The 26,310-nt window shown below is 53.8% G+C and carries 23 protein-coding genes and 2 tRNA genes; 18 read left to right on the top strand and 7 right to left on the bottom strand.

The features are described from left to right. The first annotated feature begins 212 nt into the window (after positions 1-212). The 4 genes from DYY88_RS12900 (at position 213) to DYY88_RS12885 (ending at position 7,554) form a co-directional block, all read left to right on the top strand. Positions 213-1,253 (top strand): TIGR00341 family protein, encoded by a 1,041-nt coding sequence (locus tag DYY88_RS12900; protein WP_039727516.1) that lies wholly within the window; start codon positions 213-215, stop codon positions 1,251-1,253. Between the two features lie 635 nt (positions 1,254-1,888). Then, positions 1,889-3,970, top strand: a complete 2,082-nt coding sequence (locus tag DYY88_RS12895; RefSeq protein ID WP_039730021.1) for an NAD(P)H-quinone oxidoreductase subunit 5 — start codon at positions 1,889-1,891, stop codon at positions 3,968-3,970. Positions 3,971-4,201: 231 nt separating this feature from the next. Beyond that, positions 4,202-5,791: an NAD(P)H-quinone oxidoreductase subunit 4 gene (locus DYY88_RS12890; protein WP_039727518.1), complete on the top strand. Its 1,590-nt coding sequence runs from the start codon at positions 4,202-4,204 to the stop codon at positions 5,789-5,791. Between the two features lie 365 nt (positions 5,792-6,156). Beyond that, positions 6,157-7,554, top strand: coding sequence for a trypsin-like peptidase domain-containing protein (locus tag DYY88_RS12885; protein ID WP_236146365.1), 1,398 nt, complete (start codon positions 6,157-6,159; stop codon positions 7,552-7,554). Positions 7,555-7,643: 89 nt separating this feature from the next. On the opposite strand, the gene DYY88_RS12880 is transcribed toward DYY88_RS12885, so the two are convergent. Next, on the bottom strand, positions 7,644-8,933 hold the full coding sequence (locus DYY88_RS12880; RefSeq protein ID WP_039727522.1) for an HD domain-containing protein: 1,290 nt from the start codon (positions 8,931-8,933) through the stop codon (positions 7,644-7,646). Further along, entirely contained in the window at positions 8,923-10,158 is a 1,236-nt protein-coding gene (locus DYY88_RS12875; RefSeq protein WP_039727523.1) for a S41 family peptidase, read from the bottom strand. Before DYY88_RS12875 ends, DYY88_RS12880 begins: the two co-directional genes overlap by 11 nt. A gap of 293 nt (positions 10,159-10,451) precedes the next feature. On the opposite strand from DYY88_RS12875, the gene petB reads away from it, so the two are divergent. From petB to DYY88_RS24895, 7 genes are all read left to right on the top strand, one after another. Then, complete coding sequence (petB, locus tag DYY88_RS12870; protein WP_039727524.1) at positions 10,452-11,120, top strand: cytochrome b6; 669 nt, start codon at positions 10,452-10,454, stop codon at positions 11,118-11,120. A 90-nt stretch (positions 11,121-11,210) separates the two neighbouring features. After that, on the top strand, positions 11,211-11,693 hold the full coding sequence (petD, locus tag DYY88_RS12865) for a cytochrome b6-f complex subunit IV (protein ID WP_039727526.1): 483 nt from the start codon (positions 11,211-11,213) through the stop codon (positions 11,691-11,693). Between the two features lie 134 nt (positions 11,694-11,827). Then, on the top strand, positions 11,828-12,268 hold the full coding sequence (locus DYY88_RS12860; protein WP_039727527.1) for an ATP-binding protein: 441 nt from the start codon (positions 11,828-11,830) through the stop codon (positions 12,266-12,268). A gap of 910 nt (positions 12,269-13,178) precedes the next feature. Beyond that, positions 13,179-13,802, top strand: coding sequence for a glycosyltransferase family 4 protein (locus DYY88_RS24720; protein WP_242517604.1), 624 nt, complete (start codon positions 13,179-13,181; stop codon positions 13,800-13,802). A gap of 161 nt (positions 13,803-13,963) precedes the next feature. Next, positions 13,964-15,547, top strand: a complete 1,584-nt coding sequence (locus tag DYY88_RS12850; protein WP_052288473.1) for an ATP-binding protein — start codon at positions 13,964-13,966, stop codon at positions 15,545-15,547. A gap of 45 nt (positions 15,548-15,592) precedes the next feature. Next, the gene (locus DYY88_RS12845; protein ID WP_039727529.1) at positions 15,593-15,982 is read left to right on the top strand and encodes a response regulator; all 390 of its coding nucleotides are present in this window, start codon (positions 15,593-15,595) and stop codon (positions 15,980-15,982) included. Positions 15,983-16,160: 178 nt separating this feature from the next. Beyond that, complete coding sequence (locus tag DYY88_RS24895) at positions 16,161-16,295, top strand: hypothetical protein (protein WP_302849242.1); 135 nt, start codon at positions 16,161-16,163, stop codon at positions 16,293-16,295. A 19-nt stretch (positions 16,296-16,314) separates the two neighbouring features. Here the strand turns inward: DYY88_RS24895 and DYY88_RS12835 are convergent, their stop codons facing one another. Next, positions 16,315-16,599, bottom strand: a complete 285-nt coding sequence (locus DYY88_RS12835) for a TehB family protein (RefSeq protein ID WP_039727531.1) — start codon at positions 16,597-16,599, stop codon at positions 16,315-16,317. Between the two features lie 133 nt (positions 16,600-16,732). On the opposite strand from DYY88_RS12835, the gene DYY88_RS12830 reads away from it, so the two are divergent. Then, the gene (locus DYY88_RS12830; RefSeq protein WP_242517603.1) at positions 16,733-17,389 is read left to right on the top strand and encodes a TIGR04282 family arsenosugar biosynthesis glycosyltransferase; all 657 of its coding nucleotides are present in this window, start codon (positions 16,733-16,735) and stop codon (positions 17,387-17,389) included. Here the strand turns inward: DYY88_RS12830 and DYY88_RS12825 are convergent. Further along, complete coding sequence (locus DYY88_RS12825) at positions 17,347-17,805, bottom strand: rhodanese-like domain-containing protein (protein ID WP_044151275.1); 459 nt, start codon at positions 17,803-17,805, stop codon at positions 17,347-17,349. The genes DYY88_RS12830 and DYY88_RS12825 overlap by 43 nt on opposite strands. 40 nt (positions 17,806-17,845) lie before the next feature. Between DYY88_RS12825 and DYY88_RS12820 the strand changes: the two genes are divergently transcribed. Further along, positions 17,846-18,544 (top strand): DUF547 domain-containing protein, encoded by a 699-nt coding sequence (locus tag DYY88_RS12820; protein WP_039727533.1) that lies wholly within the window; start codon positions 17,846-17,848, stop codon positions 18,542-18,544. Here DYY88_RS12820 and DYY88_RS12815 read toward each other — a convergent pair. Beyond that, entirely contained in the window at positions 18,526-19,260 is a 735-nt protein-coding gene (locus DYY88_RS12815) for a TIGR04283 family arsenosugar biosynthesis glycosyltransferase (protein WP_039727534.1), read from the bottom strand. The two genes, DYY88_RS12820 and DYY88_RS12815, sit on opposite strands and share 19 nt — an antisense overlap. 7 nt (positions 19,261-19,267) lie before the next feature. Between DYY88_RS12815 and ubiG the strand changes: the two genes are divergently transcribed. Then, the gene (gene ubiG, locus DYY88_RS12810) at positions 19,268-20,023 is read left to right on the top strand and encodes a bifunctional 2-polyprenyl-6-hydroxyphenol methylase/3-demethylubiquinol 3-O-methyltransferase UbiG (RefSeq protein WP_039727535.1); all 756 of its coding nucleotides are present in this window, start codon (positions 19,268-19,270) and stop codon (positions 20,021-20,023) included. Between the two features lie 501 nt (positions 20,024-20,524). On the opposite strand, the gene DYY88_RS12805 is transcribed toward ubiG, so the two are convergent. After that, complete coding sequence (locus tag DYY88_RS12805; RefSeq protein ID WP_039727536.1) at positions 20,525-21,652, bottom strand: NAD(P)H-dependent flavin oxidoreductase; 1,128 nt, start codon at positions 21,650-21,652, stop codon at positions 20,525-20,527. A gap of 70 nt (positions 21,653-21,722) precedes the next feature. On the opposite strand from DYY88_RS12805, the gene DYY88_RS12800 reads away from it, so the two are divergent. Then, entirely contained in the window at positions 21,723-22,241 is a 519-nt protein-coding gene (locus DYY88_RS12800; RefSeq protein WP_039727538.1) for a gluconokinase, read from the top strand. 217 nt (positions 22,242-22,458) lie between these two features. Here DYY88_RS12800 and DYY88_RS12795 read toward each other — a convergent pair whose 3' ends face one another. After that, positions 22,459-23,145, bottom strand: coding sequence for a hypothetical protein (locus tag DYY88_RS12795; RefSeq protein WP_201279023.1), 687 nt, complete (start codon positions 23,143-23,145; stop codon positions 22,459-22,461). Between the two features lie 131 nt (positions 23,146-23,276). On the opposite strand from DYY88_RS12795, the gene DYY88_RS12790 reads away from it, so the two are divergent. The 3 genes from DYY88_RS12790 (at position 23,277) to DYY88_RS12785 (ending at position 26,281) form a co-directional block, all read left to right on the top strand. Continuing rightward, positions 23,277-23,349: transfer RNA gene (locus DYY88_RS12790), tRNA-Ala, on the top strand. 18 nt (positions 23,350-23,367) lie between these two features. Then, positions 23,368-23,489 (top strand) — tRNA-OTHER (locus tag DYY88_RS24180). 947 nt (positions 23,490-24,436) lie between these two features. Then, a complete protein-coding gene (locus tag DYY88_RS12785) occupies positions 24,437-26,281 on the top strand; it encodes an alpha-glucosidase family protein (protein WP_084607090.1) in 1,845 nt (614 codons plus the stop codon). Positions 26,282-26,310: the final 29 nt, after the last annotated feature.

The following is a 26,310-nucleotide window of genomic DNA, read 5'->3' as shown; positions in this document are numbered from 1 at the left end:
TTCAGTCTCTGGCCCCCCGGCCCCGCCGCTCCCCTGCCGTGCTCAATCGTGAGGGTGCGGAAATGAGACTGCCGCGTACTAGCGAATTGCCTGATCGAGCTAGTCTTAGCCAACTGCAAATGGGCGACCAACTTCTGAACAATCTGTATTCCTAGACCGATGCTCCCCAGCCTACCCCGCGTCATCATTTTCATGATTCCTAGAACCGGGTTATGAGCTTACGTCTGATTGAAGTATTTTTGCCAGATGACTGCACCCAGCAGGTGGAAACGTTGCTTGCCGACCAAACGATTATCAACACCTGGTATGAGCCACGTTTTCAAGACCAAGTCTGGGTGAGAATTTTGGTCCAGACGCAGGATGCCGAAACTATTGTCGACCAGTTTTTTGACCAGTTTCATGACATTGAGGGGTTCAGACTGCTCCTGTTAGTGGTGGAAGCTTCGCTGCCTAATTCGGATCAAGAGGACAGGGAAGTTACCGAGTTACCCTCCAAGTCGGAATTAAAAACTGATTTGAATCCGCAACTGGCGCGGATTAACCGCGAGGAAATTTACGATCGCGTGGCCCAGAGTGCCAACCTGTCTTGGGTGCAGTTGGCAATGGTCATTTTGTCGACGCTGATTGCCGCGATCGGTATTTTGCGCGATAGTCAAGCCGTCGTCATTGGGGCAATGGTGATTGCGCCGTTGCTGAAACCCAACATGGGACTGGCGGTGGCAACGACCCTGGGCGATCGACAGCTCGCTCTCCGCACCATCGGGGCTGGCACCTTGGGCATCCTGTTGTCTTTGGTGCTGTCAATCGGGATCGGTAACTTTGCCGATGTCGCCCTTACCTCAACTGAAATTACCAGCCGTCTCCGAGTCGGCTGGCCAGACGGCATTCTGGCTCTAGCTTCGGGAATTGCGGGAGCGATCGCACTCACGACCGAAGAGCGCAGCAGTCTCGTTGGCGTGATGGTATCGGTGGCGCTGCTGCCGCCCTTAGTGGTTTTGGGGTTGATGGTCGGAGCGGGCTACTGGTCAGAAGCGCTGGGCGCGGGCCTCCTGACGATCACCAACTTGATTTGCCTCAACTTGGCCGCAGTGACTACCTTTTGGGTGCAAGACCTGCGCCCAAGACAACAACACGATGTACCAGAGGCCAAACGGGTCACCCAATTTGCTTACAGCATTTGGCTGCTATTGCTGGTGGGCCTGATTGGCACGGTGATTGTCGTCCGCATGTATGGACTGCATCAAACCGCTTAAGAATTGGGATTTCATAACATCCCAGTTTTGCCGGGCAGACATGTTGCCTGCACTTGGACAGCCGAGACGGCTTTCCATACTTAATTTATGGGAGCTGGGCCTCGTCGATGGCCAAGGGGCCGCAGGGACCGTGGGAAAGTCCGGGGAAGACTCCCCCGATAGGCGATCCAGATACTGAGTCGGCCCCGCCAAAATATGAATGGCGATCGCGGTCAGAGGCTCTGCCCGCCGCCACTTGTCTCACAGTCAAGCATTGAAATGCCATGCAGGTGATGAATCTCCCGAACCGTTTTTTCGACCGTTCAATTGAGTCGCGATCGCTTTCTTCCGCCATAGGTGTGCCCAACATGACCGAACCCAAGAGGGGAGATGGGGTATACCATGGCTGAGCTCGGCCATACCAGGGCAGAATCCTGATGGGCCGGAGAGAACAGCTCCTTTGTGAGATTCGCACACGGGTGCCAACGATTGATTTGAATCAATGCAGAAGTCAATTCTTGCCAACAGTCGCATAAAAAAAGACGGAAGTATATCTAGCGAATGAAAATCAGCGACTAGGCTTGTGTCAAAATGTAGGCGGTTTTGCCAATCTGTCGCAAAGAACAGTAAACGGGCATAGAGAACGTATGGAATTAATCGAGCCAATATATCAATACGCGTGGCTAGTGCCAGTGTTGCCCCTGGTGGGGGCCGCCATTGTCGGCACTGGCCTCATCAGCTATAGCCAAACGACGAGTACACTTCGGCGACCGTCGGCGGTGTTCATTGTCTCCCTCACTGGGGCGGCCATGGTGCTGTCATTTCTCCTCTTCTTTAGTCAGGTGCAGGGCCACGAAGCCTACACCCGCACCATCGAGTGGGCTTCAGCGGGTGACTTTACCCTCACCATGGGCTACACCATCGACCACCTGGCATCGTTAATGCTGGTGATTGTGACGACGGTGGCGTTTCTCGTCATGGTCTACACCGACGGCTATATGGCTCACGACCCTGGCTATGTGCGCTTTTATTCGTACCTCAGCCTGTTCAGTTCCTCCATGCTGGGTTTGGTAATCAGCCCCAACCTGCTGCAAATTTATGTGTTTTGGGAACTGGTGGGCATGTGTTCCTATTTGCTCATCGGGTTTTGGTATAGCCGTGACGGCGCGGCAGATGCCTGCCAAAAAGCTTTCATTACTAATCGGGTCGGCGACTTTGGCTTACTGCTGGGCATGTTGGCGCTCTTTTGGGCCACGGGCAGCTTCGAGTTCGACATTATGGGCGATCGCCTCACCGCTTTGGTGGAAAACGGCAGCTTGACGGCTGGCGTAGCGACTATCTTTGCAGTTTTGGTGTTCTTAGGCCCGGTGGCCAAGTCGGCCCAGTTTCCGCTGCACGTTTGGCTACCGGACGCCATGGAAGGTCCGACCCCCATTTCCGCTTTGATTCACGCGGCGACGATGGTGGCAGCGGGCATCTTCTTGGTGGCGCGCATGTTCCCCGTCTTTGAAGACTTGCCCACGGTGATGACGGCGATCGCTTGGGTGGGCTGCTTCACGGCCTTTATGGGTGCCAGCATCGCCATCACGCAAAACGACATCAAGAAAGGTCTGGCCTATTCCACCATGTCCCAGTTGGGTTACATGATGATGGCCATGGGCGTCGGCGCTTATGGGGCGGGCCTCTTCCACCTCATGACCCACGCTTATTTCAAAGCGATGCTGTTCTTGTGCTCCGGTTCCGTGATTCACGGGATGGAAGAAGTCGTCGGTCACGATCCGGTATTAGCGCAAGATATGCGCTTGATGGGCGGCCTGCGAAAATATATGCCGATCACCTCCGCGACCTTCCTGGTTGGCACCTTAGCCATTTGTGGTATTCCGCCCTTTGCCGGGTTCTGGTCTAAGGATGAAATTCTGGGCTCCACCTTTTCCGTCAGTCCCGTGCTATGGGCCATTGGCTGGTTAACTGCAGGGATCACCGCGTTCTACATGTTCCGCATGTACTTCAGCACCTTTGAAGGTGAGTTTCGCGGCACTAACAAAGAAATTCAGACGCAGCTCAAGCGAGAGCAATTGATGGCCATGGGTGCTTCTCTCGGGCCGGGGGCAATGAATCCCCAGGAGTTGACACTGGATGCCGAAGAGGAGCATGGTGACGACCATCATCATGCAGAGACGCCTCACGAATCGCCGATTTCCATGACGTTACCCTTGGTGGCGTTAGCCGTTCCATCCGTTCTCGTCGGTTTAGTGGGCACGCCCTTTGTGAATTACTTTGAGGCGTTCATCCATCCCCCCAGTGAGGAAGTCGAGGCGCTGCTGCCCTGGTCAGAAGCCCTGGCCGAATTCGAATGGTCGGAGTTCATCCTCATGGCGGGCTCCTCGGTGGGCATCGGCCTGCTCGGCATTTCTCTGGCCATCTTGATGTATGCCCAGAAGAAAATTGACCCGGCAGCGATCGCCAAGCAAATCCAGCCCTTGTACAAACTGTCGAAGAACAAGTGGTACATCGATGAGATTTACGATGCTGTCTTTGTGAAGGGTTGTCGTGGTCTGGCCAAGCAAGCCTTGACCATGGATATCCGCATCGTCGACGGCATTGTGAACCTGGCGGGCTTTGTCACGCTGGTCACCGGCGAAGGGTTGAAGTACCTGGAGAATGGTCGGGCCCAGTTCTATGCCCTGATCGTCTTTGGTGCAGTGCTTGGTCTGGTGCTGGTATCGGGAATTACCTAAACCGGCTTCCATTGCGACTAAATCACTTTGCAGAGCATGGCTGGTTAACGCTAGCCATGCTTTCTCGTGGTGAAATTCCTTTTAGAAATTAAAAACTTGTTGCGATTTGGCGCGATCGCCCAAAACCCCCTCTAAAGTCTTCAGTAAGAATCTTTAGTTATTTCTGCCCGAGGAACTGTTACGGCAATCCTGGTCGAAAAATTCTTCTCAAAGCACCCTTAGATATTTCCTATGGAACTTGCTCAATTTCCCTGGCTGACGGTCACTATCCTCTTACCGATTACCGCAGCTCTATTCATTCCCTTCATTCCCGACAAAGATGGTAAGACCCTGCGATGGTATGCCCTAACCGTGGGTCTGATCGATTTTGTCTTGTTGGTCGCAGCCTTTTACTTAGGCTACGACTTCAGCGACTCAGGTCTCCAGCTGGCCGAAAGCTATACCTGGGTGCCCCAACTTGACCTGAAATGGTCAGTCGGCGCTGACGGCCTCTCAATGCCATTGATTCTGCTGACGGGCTTTATTACGACCCTGGCGATCTTGGCGTCATGGCCCGTCACCCTCAAACCCAAGCTGTTTTACTTCTTGATGCTGGCCATGTACAGCGGTCAGCTCGGCGTATTTGCTGTGCAAGACATGCTGCTGTTCTTCTTTATGTGGGAACTGGAACTGATTCCGGTTTACCTACTGCTGTCAATTTGGGGCGGCAAAAAGCGGTTATACGCAGCGACTAAGTTCATTCTCTACACGGCAGGCGGCTCGCTCTTTATTTTGGTAGCTGCCCTCGCGATGGCCTTCTACGGCGATGTCGTCAGCTTTGACATGTCGACCCTGGCGGCTAAAGACTACGCCATCAACTTTCAGCTCTTTATGTACGCGGCCTTCTTGATCGCCTATGCAGTGAAGTTGCCGATTTTTCCCCTGCATACCTGGCTGCCCGATGCCCACGGGGAGGCGACGGCTCCAGTTCACATGCTGCTGGCTGGTATTTTGCTGAAAATGGGCGGCTACGCCATCATCCGCATGAATTTGGGGATGTTGCCGGATGCCCACGCCGTCTTTGCGCCGATTTTGGTCATCTTCGGCATTATCAATATTATTTATGCGGCGTTGACTTCTTTTGCCCAACGTAATTTGAAGCGTAAGATTGCCTACTCATCCATTTCCCACATGGGCTTCGTGATTATTGGTATCGCCTCCTTCACGAACCTGGGGCTGAGCGGGGCCGTGCTGCAAATGGTGTCCCATGGCTTGATTGGCGCCAGTCTGTTCTTCTTAGTGGGGGCCACCTACGATCGCACTCACACCCTCGTGCTCAACGAGATGGGTGGCGTCGGCAAAAAGATGCCCAAAATTTTCGCCATGTTCACCACCTGCTCGATGGCATCTCTGGCTCTGCCGGGTATGAGCGGTTTTGTGGCGGAATTGATGGTGTTTGTCGGCTTTGCCACCAGTGATGCCTACTCTTTCACCTTTAAACTCATTGCCGTCATATTAATGGCGGTTGGCGTGATTTTGACCCCGATTTACCTGCTCACCATGCTGCGGGAGATCTTCTACGGGCCAGAGAACAAAGAGTTGGTAGAACATGAAGTGCTGGTGGATGCGGAACCGCGCGAGGTGTTTATCATCGCCTGCTTGCTGATTCCCATCATTGGGTTTGGGCTGTATCCCAAGATGCTGACGCAAATTTACGACACAACCACCCTGAGCCTGACCGATAATCTGCGGGCGCGAGCCTTTGCGCCCACCGAGGAACTGCAGCCTCTGGCCTTTTTGCCTCACTTGCAAGCGCCAGAATTGCCCACCGCTGCTGATTAGTCAGACTACTGACGGGCTGGCATTGCAAGTCAGTTTTGGGCCAAGTGGTCAACACTGGTAGATTCCCTGAGGTTGGAACCTTTTGGCCTCAGGGAATTCTTGTATAAAAGGGGTGAGCCTTCCTGCTGGTCAGGTGAGCTTTGACCGTTCAACCTTTAGTACACTCTGCCCGGATGTCTAAGTACGACCTCAGTATGCTGTAAGCAATCATCGTCCCTTATGACTCAGTGCCCACAGTCACTACGGGCGCAGCAGAGGCAGACGACTGGGGATTTTTACTCAACAAATTACAAGCAAGAGCAATGGGAAATCGATGGCCGCGACGTCTACGCAGAGGCGTTTATACAGTTGGGACAGCGTTGAGCTTGAGTTTAGCGAGTTCGCTGATACCGCAAGTTGCCGAGGTGCCTGCTGGGTGGGCGCGATCGCAGATGGCGATCGCCCAAGATATTGAAGAGCAAACCAACATCGAGGTTTATCGCCAAGCGAGTCCTGCTGTGGTTGCCATTGACGCGGGCACGGGCACGGGCAGCGGTAGCATCGTCACCCCTGACGGCCTGATTTTGACCAATGCTCACGTGGTGGGTACGAGCCCTACGGCGCGAGTGCGTCTAGCTGATGGCCGCGAGTTTACGGGAGATGTGGTGGGGTTTGCCAGCAACCGTGTCGATTTGGCCGCCATCCAGCTCCGGGGCAATCCGCGCAATTTACCGACCATCGACATTGCGCCCATGGGGGCCGTCCAGGTGGGCCAGCGAGCGTTTGCGATCGGCAATCCCTTTGGACTCGAAGGCACCTTTACCGTGGGCATTGTGAGTCGCATTGATCCCGATCGCGGCCTCATTCAAACCGATGCTGCGATCAACCCTGGCAACTCTGGCGGGCCACTATTGGGCAGCGATGGCCGCTTGATCGGGGTGAATACTTCCATCTTTACGACCGAACGCAGTGGCGGCAACATTGGCATTGGCTTTGCCATCCCTGTAGAAGAGGTGGAGACGTTCATCGCCGAAGTGAACAACGGCACCGCCCTGCCCACCGCCAGCGTGGCAGGAAATCGCGGGGGGCAACCACCAGTGGCGATCGCCCTCAATGAAAGCGTCTCTGGTCAACTGAATACCGACAGTGATGTGCTCGCCGACGGTAGCTTTTTTGATGCCTATGTATTCGCGGGCCAACGGGGTCAAAGAATCGAAATCGAGATGGTGAGCCAAGATCTGGATGCTTACCTGATTGTGCTGAGCGAAGACAGCGACAGCCTTTATCTGGAAGATGATGATAGTGCGGGTGATCTCAATGCGCGGGTGATGGCAACGCTACCCGCCGATGGTGACTACATTATTTTGGCTAACTCCTTTGGGCGCGGTGAGCAAGGTCGCTACAGCTTGCGCCTGAGTGAAGTGGGCAGTGGCCCGACCACGGCGACGCCCTCGGTGCCGCCGACGGGTGAGGCGATTTTGCAAGAACGTGGGCTCTTAGCTCAAGGGGACGCGATCGCCCCCGATGGCACCCTCTATGACGAATTCACTTTTGACGGTGAGGCGGGACAACTCGTGACCATTACCCTTGTCAGCCCCGAGTTTGATACCTATCTCGCGGTGGTGGATAGCGGCGGCAACTTAGTCGCTGAAAACGATGACATTTCCCCCAGCGACACCAACTCCGAGGTGACTTTTACTTTGCCGATGAGCGGTCCTTATCTCGTGATTGTGAATGGCTATTCTCAATCCGATCAGGGTACGTATATTTTGACGATTCGCTAAGGGGCTTGCCCATAGTTGTCAATCGTTAGTGCATTGGTGGGCTGATGTGGTGTGCTCGTTACGCCCCCTGCGGAGTGGTGGGAGATTACCTACCGCTCTGGGCTCACGGCAACTTTTGTTTGCGTTAGTTGCGCCAGTTGCTCATCCAGCCAAGCTGTGATCTCAGGGGGATGCAGCAGCCAAGTGCGCTGATAGGTGTGCGTAAGAGGTTCGACCACAGGGGACACAGTGTTGATATCCACCGGTTGGTCATCGATCCACAGTTTGATGCCGCGCTGATAGAGGGTGTACCCTCGGCTTTGGCTTTGGCTTAGCCCGCAGTAAATCTTGGGGTCGTAGCCGAGTTCCATCACTTTGGCCTGGGTGTGTGAAAGCAGAGTGGCGCGATCGCCCTCGCCTAATCCAGAGACATCGCGACCTTTAAACAAATTGCGGTGAATAAATCGCTGACAGAGGTCTGCCAGGGTGCGATCGCCATGGGATTGCCAGCGCTGCAGATGATAGGTAAAGACAATGTCATCCGCTGCTAAATAATCTGCTAATCGGAGTCCCGGTTGAGGATGCTGGAGCCATGCCGTCATCGTGGCATCCGCGTCTAACTGCCCTTGCTCAAAGCAGACCTTGGCCCGGCTAAAAGCGTGCTGCAAAATCCAGGTGGCGGCCAAGTTTTTGGGATGGTTGTAAACCTGGGCGTACATGAAGTAGCGCACCAGCAAATAATGTTCGATCGCAGTCTGCCCATTGCGTGACAGCACCAAGTTACCGTCACCATCAAGATCCATCGATTGGATAATGCGATCCAGATCTAAATGACCGTAGGATGCTCCGGTAAAGTAGCTGTCACGCAGTAGGTAATCCAAGCGATCGCAATCTAGCTGGCTCGATACCAATTGCCAGATTAGCGGCACGGGATGCTGATGGGTAAAGACCGCTTCAATCGCGGCAATCAGCTCTGGATCAAAGGCTGCCAATAGCGGCTGTATGTGGGGCGACTCCCGCATGATGCGCCGCGTCCAGTATTCATGATGGGTTTTAAAGATTTCTTCGGCGGTGTGGCTAAAGGGACCGTGCCCCAAGTCGTGTAGCAGCGCCGCACACAGCACCGTCGCACGGTGGGGCCATAGCTGCGGATACCGATTCGCCAATAAATCGAAAGCGCGGCGCGTCAGTTCCATGACCCCCAGCGAGTGGGTAAAGCGCGAACTCTCGGCCCCATGAAACGTCAGGCTAGCGGTACCCAGTTGTCTCACCCGTCGTAAGCGCTGAAATTCCGGCGTGTCGATCAGGCAAATTAGCAGTTGCTCAACGGGTTCGTGACGATCTAGTGCGATCGCCCCATGCAGTGGGTCATGATACGTGCGGTTTTGTTTAAGGGGCACTGGCCATCACCGATGATTGTTTGAGTAAATCAATCGCGGCTTGGTACTGGGTATCGCTGGCGGTGCCAATTTGATCGCGAGAAATTGGCCCTAACGTCACCGTCTTATTCGGACGAATGCCAGAGCGATTAATGTCATGGTTGGCAGGCGTCTTATATTTCGCCACGGTCACTACCAAGCCCGACCCATCCGAAAGATCGAACAACGACTGAATGAGCCCTTTGCCAAACGTAGTGTTCCCAACGAGCTGTGCCCGACGGTTATCTTGCAAAGCCCCTGCCAAAATTTCACTGGCACTGGCCGTCCCCTCGTTGACCAGCAAGACCAAAGGAGCATCCGTCAACGCCGTGCCATCAGCCACAAAATCATCCAAAACACCACGGCGGTCAAAGGTGTAGACAATGGTGCCCTGATCGAGCCAGAGGCGAGCAATCTCAATGCCGCCATTCAGCAATCCGCCCGGATTATTGCGCAAATCAAGGATGTAGGCATTTGCCCCCTTAGCTTCAAACGTTGCGATGGTGGCGGCCACTTCCGTCGCGGCATTGGCATTGAACTGACTCAGGCGAATGTACCCAACGTTCAGCTCTGGTGAGATGCGGTCGAGTCGAGTGATGACCGGATTCAAACTCACCACATCCCGAGTCAGGGTAATCTCCATTGGTGCTTGTGTTGCCCGTGACACCGTCAACATGACCGTTGTACCCACAGGACCACGCATAAAGTTAGCCGCCTCATCTAAAGTGAGCTCGGCTGTGGCATGGCCGTCAATGGCGAGAATGCGATCGCGGGGTTGCAAATCTGCCGCTGCTGCCGGGGAGCCTTCAATCGGGGCAATGACCTGTAACGTTTGATCGGTTTCGTCTTTGGCGATTTGTAACCCGACTCCCGTCAGCTCGCCTGCCGTGCTGGTTTGCAGGCTGCGGTATTGCTCCGGCGGTAGTAGTCGCGTGTAAGGATCGTCTAACGACGCCAGCATTTCGCGAATGGCATCGTAGGTCTCATCACGGCTCTCATAATCGCGCTTGATGTAGCGATCGCGCACAAACCACCAATTCTGCCGATTAAAGGTTTCATCCAGGTAGGCGCGGTTGACTAAGCGCCAGACTTCAGCAATTAAACTTTGCTCATCGGTCAGGGCCAACGCTGAATGCGGGGCCATGCCCAGGGCCAATCCTCCGATCAACAGTCCCAAAGCCACCCAGCGTAAAATCTGTTTTCCCATGTCATCCGATGTTCCTGTCCATTTAATTGTAGAAGGCGGCTTAGAGTCAGTGTGCTACATAGACTTGAAGCAATGGATAAACAAGAAACCTTCTCGATCTATATGAACATATGTAAACTCGATTGTTTGGAGAGTGAAGTTGTGGGTGTGTGCTAAATCCCTTGCTGGATAATGGGTTGAGGGAATTTTGCATTGATTTTCGTTACGTTCGTGCCGGAATGTCTCTGAGCAAAGGTTTCTGCATGTTAAATTTCTAAGGAATGCACTGCTTAGATTTAATAACCTTCCGCTTCATGTTTACCAAGCAAGTTACCGATTCCAAAGCTTATCAGTGGTTTAACGAACGACTGGAAGTACAGGCGATCGCCGACGATATTTCTAGTAAGTACGTGCCGCCCCACGTCAACATCTTCTATTGCCTGGGCGGTATTACCCTGACCTGCTTCATTATTCAGTTCGCCACCGGCTTTGCAATGACCTTTTATTACAAGCCCACGGTGACCGATGCGTTCGCGTCAGTTCAATATTTGATGACTGATGTGAACTTTGGCTGGTTGATTCGCTCTATTCATCGCTGGTCGGCCAGCATGATGGTGCTAATGATGATTCTTCATGTTTTCCGGGTATACCTCACTGGCGGCTTCAAAAAGCCTCGTGAGTTGACCTGGGTGACGGGTGTGGTGCTGGCCGTCATTACCGTAACCTTTGGGGTGACTGGCTACTCTCTACCTTGGGACCAAGTTGGCTACTGGGCCGTCAAGATTGTGTCTGGTGTGCCCGGCGCAATTCCAGTTGTCGGTTCTACGGTGGTTGAGCTGATGCGCGGTGGTGAGGCTGTTGGTCAGGCAACCCTGACTCGCTTTTACAGCTTGCATACTTTTGTGCTGCCTTGGGCGATCGCCGTCTTCATGCTGTTGCACTTCCTGATGATTCGGAAGCAGGGCATCTCTGGCCCTCTCTAGATTTATTTTCGATGTAAATCTTGTTGAGAGAGAACCTTTTTTCGCTTTAGCGTCCCCTAAACTGTAAGTCTCGAAGTCGAGTGACGAATTATGGCAACTATCAAGAAACCGGATCTGAGTGATCCGAAGCTGAGAGAAAAGCTTAAGCAGGGTATGGGCCACAACTATTATGGTGAGCCCGCCTGGCCCAACGATTTGCTTTACATCTTTCCAGTGGTGATTTTAGGCACGATTGCCTGCTGTGTTGGCTTGGCCGTGCTAGACCCTGCGATGGTGGGTGAGCCCGCTGATCCTTTTGCAACGCCTTTAGAGATCTTGCCTGAGTGGTATCTCTATCCAACTTTCCAAATTTTGCGCGTGGTTCCCAACAAGCTTTTGGGCATCGGAGCGATGACCGCTATTCCTTTGGGCTTGATGCTCGTTCCCTTTTTGGAAAATGTCAACAAGTTCCAAAACCCTTTTCGCCGTCCAGTGGCAACTACAGTCTTTTTGTTTGGGACTGCTGTTACCTTATGGCTGGGGATCGGAGCCACTTTCCCAATTGATAAGTCTTTGACTTTGGGCTTGTTCTAGAGTCTTTATTGACTTTGCTTTTAAGGGTCGTCTGCGGTTCATTCCTCAGGCGACTTTTTGTTGTTTGAACAGTGCGATTCGGAATCATGGGTTCGCTGCATCTGCTGGCTTACATTCATAGGCTTGGTAGAGCGATGCAAAAATCTACGTGTCTGGTCGTTGATAGTCGGTTAGAGACTCTGAATGACATCCAGGCTTGGTTTGCTCACTGGTATCACTCATTAGAAGCAGAGTTTAGCTGGGTACGACGTCACGGCGATCGCCTCAACATCGCTGTTGCCGAAGGATTCACTAACGCAGTACGACATGCCCATGGCCATTTGCCCCCCGAAACGCCAATCAAAATTGAGGTGCATTTAGTCAGCGATCGCCTCACAATTTGCATTTGGGATCATGGTCAACCCTTTGACCCCAATCAACTGCCAGAGCCAGAGCCCGGCAGTCTGCTTTGTCACGGTGGCTACGGCTGGTTTCTTCTCAGGCGAGCCGTTGATCGCGTGACTTATCGGCGGCAGGGCGAACGAAACTGTCTCGAAATTATGCAAAATCGACATCCGTCCAGCCCCGTCAGATAACCCTGCCCTCAAACTGGGAATTATATAAGTAGCGTATTCTTAAGGGTTCTGTTAGCAGTAGCTACTGTTTTGTTAAACACTAAAAATGGAAAAAATAGAGGCGATTGGTAGCATTGCTCAACCAAAGAGGATTCACTAGAGTCTGTGTTTCCGTGTGCCTTCTCACCTCGATACCCCAATAACAATCCTCGAATTTAGTATTTTTTTCACCTTATTTGGAACTTCCAAGCTTTTCTCTAGTCGTTTTCACATCAGACTTTTGCGTCCATGCAAAAGGCAAAACGTCACCACTCTTTGTGTGTGCAGATGCGTCTAAGTTAGAGCCTAGTTAAAAGCGGTAAGTTAAAACCTGTCTCATCAAGATACGCGCTTTCATCGTGATATATCAGTACATCAGGAGGATGTTTTGCAAGGTCAAGGCAGTTTAGTTGGGTTTGTCTTTTTGAGTGTTTTCTCCGTAGAGGGTGGCATCCAATCTTATGTCAAAGACCTCTTGCAAGCCTATGTTGCTTGTCCAGACACTCCCCCTGCCGATATCTATCTGCTCAGAGATCGGGCAACTGATCCTAACCCATTTGCGGATAATCCCAAACTCAAGTTCTATTATTCGGGTCAATACAAAGGAAATTATGGGCGCTTGCATTTGAGTTGGCAGTTGTTTCAAAACCTATGGTTCAAGCAGTACGAACGTATAGTGTGTGGACACATTCTCCTCAGTCCTCTTCTACAACCGTTGTGTCAGTGGTTTGATACGCCATTGACGATGCTGCTTTATGGGAAAGAAGTCTGGGAACCAGTTTCGGCGAGGCAATTAAGAGCTCTTCAGCAGGCACGGAGTATTTGGATCAATAGCCGATACACCCGTGATCGCTCTTGTGTCTCTAATGATTTGGCCCCTGAAAAGTTTCACATGCTGCCGTGTGTGGTGAATGGCGATATCTTTACCCCTGGCCCGCCTAATCCGGAATTGGTAGCGCAATATGATTTGGCTGGGTGTCGGGTGCTGATGACGGTAGCACGGCTGTGGTCGGGGGACATCTATAAGGGGGTAGATGTCACGATTCGAGCGCTGCCCAAAATTCTCAGTCAGTTTCCTGATGTGAAGTATTTGGTGGTGGGTCGGGGTGATGATCAACCCCGTCTCGCCCAAATGGCTCAAGACTTAGGGGTAGCTGAACGGGTGGTGTTTGCCGGGTTTGTGCCGGATGATTTGTTGGTAGCCCATTACCGTCTGGCGGATGCCTATGTGATGCCGTCACGAGAAGGGTTTGGCATCGTTTATCTAGAAGCCATGGCTTGTGGGGTGCCGACAGTATCGGGGGACGATGATGGTTCGGCAGATCCGTTACAAGATGGTCGGGTGGGCTGGCGGGTGCCGTATCGTGACCCTGAGGCGGTGGCTGCGGCTTGTATTGAACTGCTGCACGGTGGGGATCAGCGTTGCGATGGCGAGTGGTTACGACAACAGACGCTGGAGCACTTTAGTCCGGCTAGTTTGCAGCGATCGCTAGAGCAAGTTTTGGCGACTTCTTAAACCTGCTGGCCTGACTGCCGATATTTGGCCCTAACGATAAGGAGATCGTCGACCTCACTGGCGATCACATTATCGAATTACAAATTTATTTGAATGCAGCCCGCTTCTCCCCCCTTCGACTGGGCACCTTGTGAGGGCAAGGGCCTGGCGGGTTGTCGTTTATGAAAGGGATCTCTCAACACACGCTGAAAGACGAGATCGGGGGGCTACCGATGACTGGGATCGATGACGAACCCCTCTACAAAAAAATCGTGCGGGTGAAAACACTGCATCAGAACTTGGCAGAGCAAGCCGCGCCGGTTTCGATTGATCATGCGCGTGAAGCATCCAAGCTTTTTGGCTTGACGAAGCAGATTCGCAATTCTCTGGAACTGGAGACGATTCTCCAAACAACGGTCGCTGAAGTGCAAAAGCTACTGCGCAATGACTGCTGTTATTTTTTATGGCGGTTAGAGAGCGGGACTCGCGACACGTTAGTCATCACCCACGAAGCCAAATCACCAGACTGTGCGAGCCGCCTGGGAGACTTGCCAGAGGCTCATGCTGAGGCTTTATCGGAGGCGATTGCCCGGCGGCAGACTGTCCGTATTGATGATGTCCACAATCGGTTAGAAACGTCTCCAGAGTTCTATGCTTTTTTCCAACCGTTGGGCATTCAAGCCGCATTAGTGCTGCCGTTGCAAACCCACTCTGGCCAAACCGGAGCCTTATTTTGCGCCCAGTGCCACGGCGTTAGAATCTGGTCAGATACAGAAGTTGAACTGTTGCAGGCATTGGCCGACCAGGTTGCCATTTCGATTGACCAAGCTGAATTGTTAGCCCGTGCCCGTGCGACGGCTATGGCAGCGCAAACCCAGGCCCAACAGGTTTCAGCAGCCCTGCAAAAGTTGCAGCAAACTCAAGCCCAACTCGTCCAGCATGAAAAAATGTCGAGCTTGGGTCAACTGGTGGCGGGCGTGGCTCACGAAATCAATAATCCCATCAACTTTATTGATGGCAATATCGAACCGGCCACCGACTACATCAAAGACCTGCTGGAGCTAATTGAGCTATATCAGACCACCTACCCGGAACCCACCGAAGCCATTCGCCAAAAAGAAGCCGACATTGATCTGGACTTTATGGTCGAAGATCTGCTTAAGGTGCTGTCGTCGATGAAGCTAGGCACCAGTCGGATCAAACAGATCGTCTTGTCGCTGCGGAATTTTTCTCGCCTTGACGAAGCTGAGATTAAACCTGTCGATTTGCATGAAGGACTGGATAACACCCTTGTGATTCTTAAGAGTCGTCTGCGTGGCAGCAATCAGCAAGACCCTATTCAGGTGACTCGTCAATATAGCTCATTGCCCTTGATTGAGTGCCATGCAGGCCAAATTAATCAAGTGTTTATGAATATTTTGAGTAATGCGATCGATGCGTTAGAAACCACGTCCCAGCCCCAAATCAAAATTGAGACACAGCTGGTTGAGCAATTTCAGGCAGATGTCTCCGACAGCGAACAGCCCGATGTGCCGTATGTGGAGGTGCGCATTCGGGATAACGGTTCGGGTATGGATGACGCGGTGCAACAGAAGATTTTTGATCCGTTCTACACGACGAAACCGGTGGGTAAGGGCACTGGGTTGGGAATGTCGATTAGCTATCAAATCATCGTAGAAAAGCACCACGGTACGTTGCAATGTGTTTCTGAAGTGGGTCAAGGAACCGAGTTCATTGTGCGGATTCCGGTGCAGGTAACCGAATGATTGCCCAACCACGACCATCAATCACTGACCTAAGGGATTAAGGCTATGTCTGCAATAACGTCATCGACGCTTACGATTTTGTCAATTGATGACAGCATAGTGATGCAGCAACTCATCAAACAAACGCTGTCAGAAGAATATCGAGTACTGCTCTGTGATAGTGCCATTCAGGCATTAGCGCTGATCAATCAAGAACCGATCTCACTCGTGCTGCTCGATGTTTCGATGCCTGAGATGGATGGTCTCGATTTTTGCCGTACGGTGCGCAGCATTCCGAAATTTCAACATTTGCCGATCGTCATGGTGACTGGGCGTGATAGTAACCTTGATAAGTTGCAGGGGCGGTTGGCTGGGGCGACGGAGTACTTGACTAAGCCCTTTGATACTGAGCAATTAAAAGAGATTTTGCGCCGACTCACGGCAACGCTGGCATGAGCCTTGAAGCAGTGTGAGCCGCCGTCTCGGCTGTCCACATTTAGATTAAACGCCCATTCTTTAGACTTTTAGGCTCTGAGTACCTGACTGCGGATTGCTTATTTGAGCCTCGTTCTGTAAGGATTTGCCAACGCTGAACAGCCTGGTTAATCGAGGCATCAGCCCAGTGATGCTACCGATGACCGAGACGGTGATCTCATTGGAAACGGGTTCGCCGCTTAGCGCGATCGCGGGTCTGGTGCTGATGGTTGTCGATATCGTGGCGGCAATTGTCGGGAGAATAGTGCTCTGGCGACTCCGCAACTGTGGATAGCGGGGTTGGTGGCACCGCATTAAAGCGTCGGGCGATAAAACTCAACATAAAAACGCACGCCAGGTTGGGGGACAACCTGATGTTTGATAGTGGGTTCAATGACACCGTCGATGCCTGGGCGCAGAGCAATCGCTTCCCATTCTGGTTCCAAAATCTGATAAGTCAGATTGCCTGTGAGTACGACGATTTTGCCCCACACATTCACCTTGGTGGAATGGGCTTGGAGCAGCGCATCGGGCACAGAGTCGTCAGTGAATTCGGCGGTGCGCTTGTAAGGGACGCAATTGGTGGGTAGTGATTTCATCTATCTGTGGGGACAAAAACTTTCGCTGCTCAATCTCAGTCTGACTTTAGATATCTAGGAGTGTAGACGTTAGCCGGCCACTCCCAAAGCGGTATTAGTTTAGAGAAAGAATTGTTGTTGGGAGAAGACTCTAGTGACCATCGCGCCCGCCGTCGCTACGCTAATCATGGTGACCCGGTTTCCCCATCCTGGTCGAACCAAGACCCGGCTGATTCCCGCTTTGGGGGCAGAAGGTGCGGCACAGGTCCAGCGGTGTATGACTGAACTTTTGGTCGATCGCTTGCGAGTCATTTGCGATCGCGCCTCAATCGCGTTAGAAATCCATTTTGCTGATGGGTCGTTGGCCCAGATGCACGATTGGCTGGGCGACGATCTGACCTTCAAGCCTCAAGGCCCAGGCCATTTAGGCGCTAGACTGCACCGCGCTTTTTGGCAAGGCTTTCGTGCCGGACAACAGCCCATTTTAATCATCGGGAGTGACTGCCCCGATGTCGGCGAAGGGCAGATCACCCAGGCCGTCGCCGCTCTACAGCACCATGATGTGGTGCTCGGCCCGGCCCATGATGGGGGCTATTACTTGATCGGGTTGCGGCAGCCGCAGCCCTCTTTGTTTGTCGACATTAGCTGGGGGCAAAGTTGCGTATTGGCCGAGACGATGGCGATCGCCACCCATCATGGACTCTCTGTGACATTGCTCGATGTCCTCTCGGATATTGATCGTCCCGAAGATTTGCCTCTCTGGCAGGCTTATTCTGGCGACGCTAACAACAGACCCCAGGTGCGGTTGTAAGGATGGACGGCCTGAGTTGGCTTGCCATCTACTACCAGCGGCTGACCTTGGTTGTGCCATTCAAAAATGGAGCCCTCCAAATTCATCACGTGGGTATAGCCTGCGGCTTGCAACTGCTGGGCCAACCGCGCAGAACGGTAGCCTACCGAGCAATACACCACGATCGCAGCATCGGCACTTACCGCTGCCTGTTGCACAGCGGCCAAGGTCGGCCAGTGGTGTGCCCCGGGCAAATGGCTGACGGCATACTCTTCTGCCTGGCGGGCATCGATGAGTAGCGGTGGCGGGAGATCGCTCGCCAACCAACTTGCTAACTCCGCTGTCGAAATTCGCTCAACGGTTGGAAATTTTTGGCGGATGAGTCGTTTCACCACCGTCCAAGCGAAGTGACGCAGGGGTGTTAAGCTCCCAAACACGGACCATTCCTTGAGTGTTGCTGCACGAGAACGAAGCCTAATGCCTGACTTTGCCCCCTGGGACACCATGCTAAAGCGTTATGTGAATGACTGTGGTCAGGTGGATTATGCGGCCTGGCAGTCAGAGTCTTATCCAGAGTTGGATGCCTGGCTGGAATCGCTATCTGTATCTGAACTCAGCACCTTGGAACGGGACGAAGCGATCGCACTACTCCTGAACCTCTACAACGCGCTGACGATTCGCCAGGTGCTGCAAAAGTATCCCATCGCCTCCATTCGGCCCACTTTCCTGGGCGTGCCGAACTGGCTGGTGTTTCTCCGCTTTTTCAACCGAACGGTTTATCACTTAAACGAGCAGCCCCTCAGCCTCAACGGCATTGAGCATGGCCTGCTACGGGCAAGATTTTCCGACCCGCGCATTCACTTCGCCTTAGTCTGTGCGTCGGTGGGCTGTCCGCTATTGCGAACCGAAGCTTATGAGCCAGCCCGGTTGGCTGAGCAACTCACCGAAGATGTCCGTCGGTTCATCGGCAATGACGATAAAGTCCGCTACGATGCGACTCAGCAAACCCTGTATTGCAGCAAGATTTTCCAATGGTATGCAACGGATTTTTTGACTGTCGCTGATTCGATGCCTGACTACATCTGCCAGCATCGCCCGGAGTTGAACTTGCCGGAGCGCGTCACCGTTCAATTTTTGCCCTATAGTTGGGCGCTCAATCAGCGCACGTCTTCATAGAATTGTTTGAGCCAGGTGGCCGAAACGCCCATGGCCCAGAGCGACCCGATCGCGAGATAAATAAAGTTGGCCTTGAGGGTGCCCCACTGGGCCACGCGGCGATCGGAGCTTTGTACCACCCGGTTGAGCTGGCAAATGCGGCCTAACGTGGATAACCGCTGACAGAGATCGGCGTCTTCCATAATGGGCAAGGTGGCATCAAAACCGCCGCAGGCCCAAAAGTCTCGGCGGCGGCAAAAGATGGCCTGATCGCCAAATAACACCCGTAGGCCATCGCGAAAAAAGCGCCGGGGACGAAATATCAGCGGGGCATAGTAGGTTTTGAGCGCATTATGCAGCGTCACGCCCCAACGAGTGCGTTGCCCTCCCGCCATGATGGAGATAAAGCCGCCCCCCGCGATCGCGGCATCCGCCAAGGTTTGACGCAGCACCGCGACCAGATCATCGGGGACGAGGGTGTCACCGTGAACAAAGCAGAGAATTGCCCCCGTGGCTAACTCGGCCCCCGCATTCATTTGTGGGGCGCGGCCCCGTTGGGGGGCAATGATCACGGTGGCCTGGTGTTGGGTGGCGATCGCTACCGTGGCATCCGTGCTGCCCCCATCCACCACAATAATTTCGTGAGCGGGTGGATCGAGAATCTGCAAGCATCGCAGCGTGCGGTTCAGGGCACTCGCTTCGTTGAAGACGGGGATAATGATGGAAACCTGAGACACGAGCCGAATGGAGCGCAACAATCTCGCATTTTACGACCAGCAAGCAGCCCAGTGGTGGGACGAAACCGCCACCGTCTTTCCGCTGAGTCAGCTGAATCCGCTGCGATTTCAATTTTTTGACCGCTACGTGCCCGACTGGCGCGGTCTGCAAGTGCTGGATGTGGGCTGTGGCGGCGGCTATACCTGCGAATTTTTGGCCCAGCGCGGTGCGGTCGTTACCGGCATCGATCAATCGGCGGCGTGCATTGCGGCAGCACAAGCCCATGCTCAATCCACGGGGCTGGCTATCGACTATCACACGGGCGTAGCGGAACAATTGCCCTTTGCGGGCGATCGCTTCGACATTGTCACCTGTGTCGATGTGCTGGAGCATGTGCAGAGCGTGCCCACCACCATTGCGGAAATTGGCCGCGTGCTCAAACCCGGTGGCTTTTTATTGTTTGACACGCTCAATCGCACCTGGCAATCTCGCCTGTTGATGATTTGGCTGCTAGAAGATTGGCTGCGGCTGATTCCCCAGGGCATTCACGATTGGCGTCAATTTGTTTCCCCGGAGGAGTTAACGCGGCACCTCCAGCAAGCCGACTTTTGGGAGGTGGAGATTCAGGGCTTCGATCTGTTCGGGCGCCATCCCCTGAGCCAATTGCAAACGCTTTGGTATTACTGGCAAACTGGCAGCTTGTGGGCCAAGTTTGACGACATTACCCAGGTTTTTTATATCGGCATGGCTCGAAAACATGGCAACTCAATGTCGACGGGTTGAGAACTGGCAGTCTGGGGTGGCGCAGGGTGAGTAGAAAGGCGATCGCGCGCATGTGTTTAGCATTAGTTCGGCAACGGCTAATCCCCTCCACTGGAGGGGTGCCCGCAGGGCGGGGTGGGTCAGATAGCGGCAATCAACTTCACTAACCCACCCCATCGCCCCTCCCAGGAGCTAATCCTGTAGGGGTTTTGTACGAGCCTATCAGAGAATCGCAGACACCTCGTTTAGCAGAAGCTAGCGGTGATTGTATAGACTAAGTTGNNNCTTGCCAGGTGTCAACGTATTGGCCACTGCCATTGAACGTTTCTTCTTTGTCAAACAGGGCGCTGCAGCTGTTTCTAAACCCCTACAAGATTAGCCCAGGAGGGGATGCCATCCCGGACTAAAGCGGCACGCTCAACAAGGACGATCGCGCTTCGGCTCAATAACCTGTTCTGCGGATCGAGTCATGATCCTCAGAACGGGGCAGTTCCCTAGCTTGCCGTCACTGCAGCACGTCCATCAAACCGCTGCCTGAGGTGTAGCATCGCCCACCAGTTCTTGCATCAAGTCAGCCACAGAACGCAGGCGATCGCTCTTCCCCGCATTGCTGCCCGCAAAAATCAGACCGTTTTCCACGTCTCCATTCGCCGCGCGATTCAAAGCATGGAGAATGCAATAGGTCTCTTTCTGGTCACGGTACTTGCAGCGCACCAAACAATTCACACAGCGAGTTTTGGGGAGCGATTCGCCCGCCATCACTTTCTCAATGAAAGGATTTCGGATCGCGCGACCTGGCAATCCGACTGGGCTGGGCACCAGCATGACATCTTCTGCCCGAGCTTGGAGATGGTAGGTCTTGTAGCGATCGTCGGCATCACACTCTTCGGTGGTGATGAAGCGAGTGCCGAGTTGCACCCCGCTGGCCCCAAGTGCCAACATGCGGTCAATGTCAGCTCGATCCCAAATGCCGCCAGCGGCAATCACGGGAATCTCCGCTTGCAGTTCATCCCGAATGTAGTTGACCAATTGGGGCACGACTGCTTCCACCGAGTGGGCGACGTCGTCCACTTCCGCCAACTTGGCGCCCAGGTGTCCGCCGGCAGCGCCGGGACTTTCCACAATGAAACCATCGGGCAAGCGCTGATACTGCTGTGACCACTTGCGACAGAGGACTCGGGCCGCTCTCACACTGGCGACAATGGGAATGAGGGCGATATGGGGAGACGGTTGCACGAGACGCGGCAAACTCAGGGGCAACCCCGCCCCCGCAATGATGAAGTCAATCGGCTGGTCGGCGATCGCTTGCATCAAAGCGTCGTGATGGCGATCGGCCACCATGGTGTTGATGCCGATGACGCCCTGGGGAGACAGGGCTCGGGCCGTTTGAATCTCGGCGATGAGCGCCTGCTTGGTGGCCTCAAAGTAGCGATCGCTCCAGCTGCCTCGGGCGTCGTCGGTGTTGGCTTCCAGGATTCGGAGCCCCAAGCCGACGGATGAAATCACCCCGACGCCACCGGCATTAGCCACCGCAGCCGCTAAGTTAGCGCCTGAAATGCGGACGCCCATGCCCCCCTGAATGATCGGATAGTGAGCGGTTTTAGCCCCTAAGGTGAGAGGCGGTAGGGAAGTGGATAAAGTTGTGAACATGTGCTTGCAAAATCTATATGTTCTATAGATAGATAACAATACAAGATTTTGGAAAGTCTACAAAGTAACCATGATTGTGATCTTGATCGGCATCGCTGGCTCCGGCAAAACCACCGTAGGGCAATGCTTGGCGGCTCATTTGGGCTGGCGCTTTGTCGAGGGGGATGATTTTCACAGTCCGGCCAATGTGGCCAAAATGAGCCAGGGAGTGCCGCTAGAAGAGCGCGATCGCTGGCCTTGGCTCCGAGCCCTGCGAGCCCAGATCGTCGCGCTACAGCAACAAGGAAAATCAGCGATTATCACCTGCTCAGCCCTGAAGCAGCGCTATCGAGACGTTTTGCGCCCTGATGGCGATGAGGCGATTCAGTTTGTCTATCTCAAGGGTGAGGCGGCCATGCTGCGATCGCGGCTCCAACAGCGTCAAGACCATTTCATGCAGGCTGAGATGCTCGATAGCCAACTCGCAATTTTGGAGGAGCCCGAGGATGCGATCGCTGTTGATATTGGCAACAACCAGACCCCAAAGCAAATCGTCGCCGCTATCATCGCTCGACTCGATCTACCCACCAGGCCCAACAGTGAGTCTTGAGGCAAAGGGCGTCGGGATCGGCGGGCGAGGTAGAATTCCGGTAGTGATGGGTAGGTAAGAGATTGGCGGGAAATTAAGGTCTCGGTGGTGATAAGTAGGTGAGGCGGTGAGTAGGTGGAACCAAGGCCCACGAGGAGCCAGTACGTTTATTTCAAGCCCATCCCTCAGGTGGGGATATAGGGCAAACTCAGCAAGGAGTCAGGCGCTGAACCTTCACTCATATTCCTTGCCAGGGCCAAAACCGCCGAAAGAGGCGATACCCCGCCCGCACCCCGTCCAGCAAAGCGTAAGGTACGCGCAACTGTAGCGATCGCAGGACGGGCCGATAGACCCACCAGTAAGCCCGCTTCACATCTTCCCAGGCGCGACACGGTGCAGCATTTAGGAAGTCTGAAATATCCACCACCAGACCACGTCCCTCGCTCATCATCACATTCCGCCCATGCACATCATGGGGATGCAATCCGCGACTCCGGGCAAACTCTAGCGCGGCATCAATATCGTGAATCACCTGCGGCGGAATGGGGATACCCTGGTTCACGCAGTCGTACAGCGTCACTCCGCGCAGTCGCTTTAGCACCAAAAAGTTTTCGCCATTGGCATAACATTCAGAAAACGCTGGATGATGGCCCAATCGCCGATAGACTTCGGCCTCTTCTTTAATGCCTGGTCGCCCCGGTGCATATACCTTGACCACCTGCTCTGAATAGTCAGGATGCGCCAACACTGCCGCGTAATTCCCGGATCCCAAACATTTCCACGGATACGGCACCTGATGCACCACCACGGGATTGTAGGGTTCTATGCTCTCTAGCTTGAGATGAGGCAACAGTTCCCGCTCGATGGATATTTGTAAGGACTGCAAACTGTTGACCATAAAGGGAATTGCGTTCCTTGCCAGCATCGGATTCTGCTAGGATAGCAATTCGATAGGGGGAATTAGCTCAGCTGGTAGAGCGCTGCGTAGGCAGAGCCTGGCCGAAGGCCATTCGCACCTCAGAAGTGCGCCGTTGCGCTACCCCATCCACAAAACCTGGGGAATTAGCTCAGCTGGTAGAGCGCTGCGATCGCACCGCAGAGGTCAGGAGTTCGAATCTCCTATTCTCCATTTCAACTCATTCAATTCGGGGAATTAGCTCAGTTGGTAGAGGGGCTGCGTTCCCGTAGGGTGTCCGGCGGACAATCGCACCGCAGAGGTCAGGAGTTTCTCCCCTGGAGACGCTCCGCGAACGAATCTCCTATTCTCCATTTTTAACTCATTCAATTAAGGGAATTCTCTTGGCTGGTAGAGGTGCTGCGTTCCCGTAGGGTGTCCGGCGGACAATCGCACCGCAGAGGTCAGGAGTGCCTCTTACAGAGGAGCTGTGCCAACGAATCTCCTATTCTCCATTCTCAACTTTCCATCAAAGGCTTATTTTTCCAGAATTAAAGGATTAATATTCCCTTCTGAGAAGCTGACATTCCTTTCACTCCAGCAAAGTCTGATGGCTACGCCAAGTTCACTGACTTGCAGTCTGCCTAAGATCTGCCATTCCATCAGCACTGAGCACTTAGACCTCCCTTTCGCCAGCGGGGCTCGCGGCGTTTGGGGCGGAGCTTTGTGTGTTCAATTCAAAAAGTCTCTGTAATCACATCGGACTGCTGTGGAACTCCATTGGGCGTATAGCCATCCCCAGTCAGGTGCCGAGAGCCCAAAAGTTTAAAGTATGGGCATTGAATCGAAGTGTGGACAGCCGTCTCGGCTGTCCTGGGGCAAGCAAGATGCTTGCTCAACAAAACTTGGGTTGGATTTGAAAAATCCTGCTTCCTAACCTAAGCTCCTCGTTTTTCCGTCAAATTAATGAACGGAGCTATCTGAGCAACGCTATACATTTTGGAGACAAGGTGACCGGCTGCTGAGCCGCCCCCCGCTGAAGTTGGTGGCTCTTCAGCCCCTCACGAATTCTGTCAGTGGTCGAGTCCCCGCCTCTTTCACCGGATAGATGTAGCAATTTGGCGGGACGCTCACAATAAAAATTACGTAGTAGATACTTCGCCATACGTTTAGCAGACTGGATGGACTAGTCCACAACACCCCTCGTCGCTGGATCTTCTCTACGTGGCTCTTGGTGGCTTAGAGGTATCTCCTTCATCACTGCTTTGAGTCCGCAAATGATTCGGCAGTTGTTCTTTGCAATCTGGGAAGGGAAGTCTGTATGCAAACTGTGGAATGGTGGCAAAACGCCGTAATTTATCAGATTGTGCCGTGGAGCTTTTTGGATACCGATGGTGATGGCCGGGGCAATTTGTACGGCATCATCGAAAAGCTGGATTACATCTCGGCACTCGGCGTTGACGCGATTTGGCTGACCCCGATTTACGAGTCACCGATGGATGATCTGGGGTACGACATTACGGACATGACCGACATCGATCCGGTCATTGGTGATCTGGATGTATTCGACAAACTGCTGGCGCTGACCCACGCTCGGGGTTTGCGGATGGTGGTGGACCAGGTGTGGGGCCACACTAGCGATCGCCACTTTTGGTTTTTGGAAAGTCGCGAAAGCCGCGATAATCCCAAAGCGGATTGGTACGTGTGGGCGGACCCAAAGCCGGATGGTTCGCCGCCAAACAACTGGCTGTCGGCCTTTAATGGAGCCTCGGCCTGGGCGTGGGAACCCAAGCGGGAACAGTATTTTCTCTTCCACTTTTTGCGCAGCCAGCCCAAATTGAATTGGGACAACCCGGAAGTGGTAGACGCCATTTTGCAGCGGGCCAAGTTTTGGCTTGATCGCGGCGTTGACGGGTTTCGCATTGACGCGCCGAACTTTTTCATCCACGACCCGGAGCTGCGGGACGAGCCGATGCGCCCCGAGGGCAGCCCCCATCCTGACGGCATTGATCCTGAAAATCCGATGGCCAAAATGATGTTTAAGTACAGCTTTTGCCGTCCCGAAGCGCTGGATGCGTTGAACCCGATTCGAGAACTGGTGAATCAATATCCCGATACGGTGACCCTGGCCGAGGTGACGCTGTGCGAAGATTCCATCGCCCTATCCAGTGAATATGTGCAGGGGGAGGGGCGATCGCACCTCGCCTACAACAGTGCGTTATTGGTCGAAGAACCCATCAGCGCCACCCTCATGCGCCGCACCCTCGAAAAAGTGGACAAGTATTTTACTGACGGCGGCAACTGCTGGGTTGTGGGCAATCACGACTATGGGCGGCTGCGGAGTCGCTGGTTGGGCCAGGATGCCACCGGCACCCCCTATCCCGAAACCTTCTATCACCAGGCGGCGGCCATGTTGGTGACCATGCCCGGTGCCCTCTGCCTGTATCAAGGCGACGAGTTGGGATTGACCGAAGCCCGCATTCCCGAAGACATTTCGGTGAACCAAATTCAAGATCCCTTTGGCAAGGCGCTGTATCCTGATGTGGTCGGACGCGACGGCTCCCGCACCCCCATGCCCTGGCAAGCGACCGCCGTCAGTGCCGGCTTCTCGACCCACGAAGATACGTGGCTGCCGATTCCCGACGTCCACCGATCGCGGGCCGTCGATGCCCAAACCCAGGATCCCAGCTCACTGCTCAACACCTGGCGACGCCTGCTGCACTGGCGTAAACATCAGCCGGCCTTGATGCAGGGCGATTGCGAAATTTTGGATACGGATGAGCCCGTGTTTGCGTTCATCCGCGAGGCTCCCCAGCAGCGACTGCTGTGCATTTTTAACCTGAGTCCGGATACGGCCCACTTTGATCTGCACGAAGATTGGCTGCCGTGTATCACCGCCACTGGGGCCAAACCAGCGGCTAAGCGCAACGATGGCATGTTGCGTCTGCGGGGCTATGGCTATTTCTTTGGCAATCTCACGCCGCCAACCCAGTTAACTAGCTCATCTGAGCCTGCAGAGGCCACAGCCGCTGACGCCAGCCAATCCCAATCGACGGCGGCGAATGAGGCCGAGGCACATCCCAATGGGGCCGGAGCGGGGGCCGAGGCCGATTTGCTCCCGGTGGGCCACCGTTCTGCCACCGCTAGCCGTCAAAACAAGGAATGAAGGGCGATCGCCACGCCCCCAATTTCGAC

Origin of the sequence: Leptolyngbya iicbica LK (assembly GCF_004212215.1) — a bacterium.
GTDB classification, from domain to species: Bacteria; Cyanobacteriota; Cyanobacteriia; order Phormidesmidales; family Phormidesmidaceae; genus Halomicronema; species Halomicronema iicbica.
Note: the sequence above shows the minus strand (reverse complement) of the source record. Positions and strands in the feature narration are given on the sequence as shown.

Excerpts from the sequence above, each read along its gene's own strand:
- DYY88_RS12900 (WP_039727516.1), top strand. The coding sequence starts at position 213 with ATGAGCTTACGTCTGATTGAAGTATTTTTGCCAGATGACTGCACCCAG.
- DYY88_RS12890 (WP_039727518.1), top strand. The coding sequence starts at position 4,202 with ATGGAACTTGCTCAATTTCCCTGGCTGACGGTCACTATCCTCTTACCG.
- DYY88_RS12875 (WP_039727523.1), bottom strand. The coding sequence starts at position 10,158 with ATGGGAAAACAGATTTTACGCTGGGTGGCTTTGGGACTGTTGATCGGA.
- petB (WP_039727524.1), top strand. The coding sequence starts at position 10,452 with ATGTTTACCAAGCAAGTTACCGATTCCAAAGCTTATCAGTGGTTTAAC.
- petD (WP_039727526.1), top strand. The coding sequence starts at position 11,211 with ATGGCAACTATCAAGAAACCGGATCTGAGTGATCCGAAGCTGAGAGAA.
- DYY88_RS12860 (WP_039727527.1), top strand. The coding sequence starts at position 11,828 with ATGCAAAAATCTACGTGTCTGGTCGTTGATAGTCGGTTAGAGACTCTG.
- DYY88_RS24720 (WP_242517604.1), top strand. The coding sequence starts at position 13,179 with ATGCTGCCGTGTGTGGTGAATGGCGATATCTTTACCCCTGGCCCGCCT.
- DYY88_RS12850 (WP_052288473.1), top strand. The coding sequence starts at position 13,964 with ATGAAAGGGATCTCTCAACACACGCTGAAAGACGAGATCGGGGGGCTA.
- DYY88_RS12845 (WP_039727529.1), top strand. The coding sequence starts at position 15,593 with ATGTCTGCAATAACGTCATCGACGCTTACGATTTTGTCAATTGATGAC.
- DYY88_RS24895 (WP_302849242.1), top strand. The coding sequence starts at position 16,161 with ATGACCGAGACGGTGATCTCATTGGAAACGGGTTCGCCGCTTAGCGCG.
- DYY88_RS12835 (WP_039727531.1), bottom strand. The coding sequence starts at position 16,599 with ATGAAATCACTACCCACCAATTGCGTCCCTTACAAGCGCACCGCCGAA.
- DYY88_RS12820 (WP_039727533.1), top strand. The coding sequence starts at position 17,846 with ATGCCTGACTTTGCCCCCTGGGACACCATGCTAAAGCGTTATGTGAAT.
- ubiG (WP_039727535.1), top strand. The coding sequence starts at position 19,268 with ATGGAGCGCAACAATCTCGCATTTTACGACCAGCAAGCAGCCCAGTGG.
- DYY88_RS12805 (WP_039727536.1), bottom strand. The coding sequence starts at position 21,652 with ATGTTCACAACTTTATCCACTTCCCTACCGCCTCTCACCTTAGGGGCT.
- DYY88_RS12800 (WP_039727538.1), top strand. The coding sequence starts at position 21,723 with ATGATTGTGATCTTGATCGGCATCGCTGGCTCCGGCAAAACCACCGTA.
- DYY88_RS12795 (WP_201279023.1), bottom strand. The coding sequence starts at position 23,145 with ATGCTGGCAAGGAACGCAATTCCCTTTATGGTCAACAGTTTGCAGTCC.
- DYY88_RS12785 (WP_084607090.1), top strand. The coding sequence starts at position 24,437 with ATGCAAACTGTGGAATGGTGGCAAAACGCCGTAATTTATCAGATTGTG.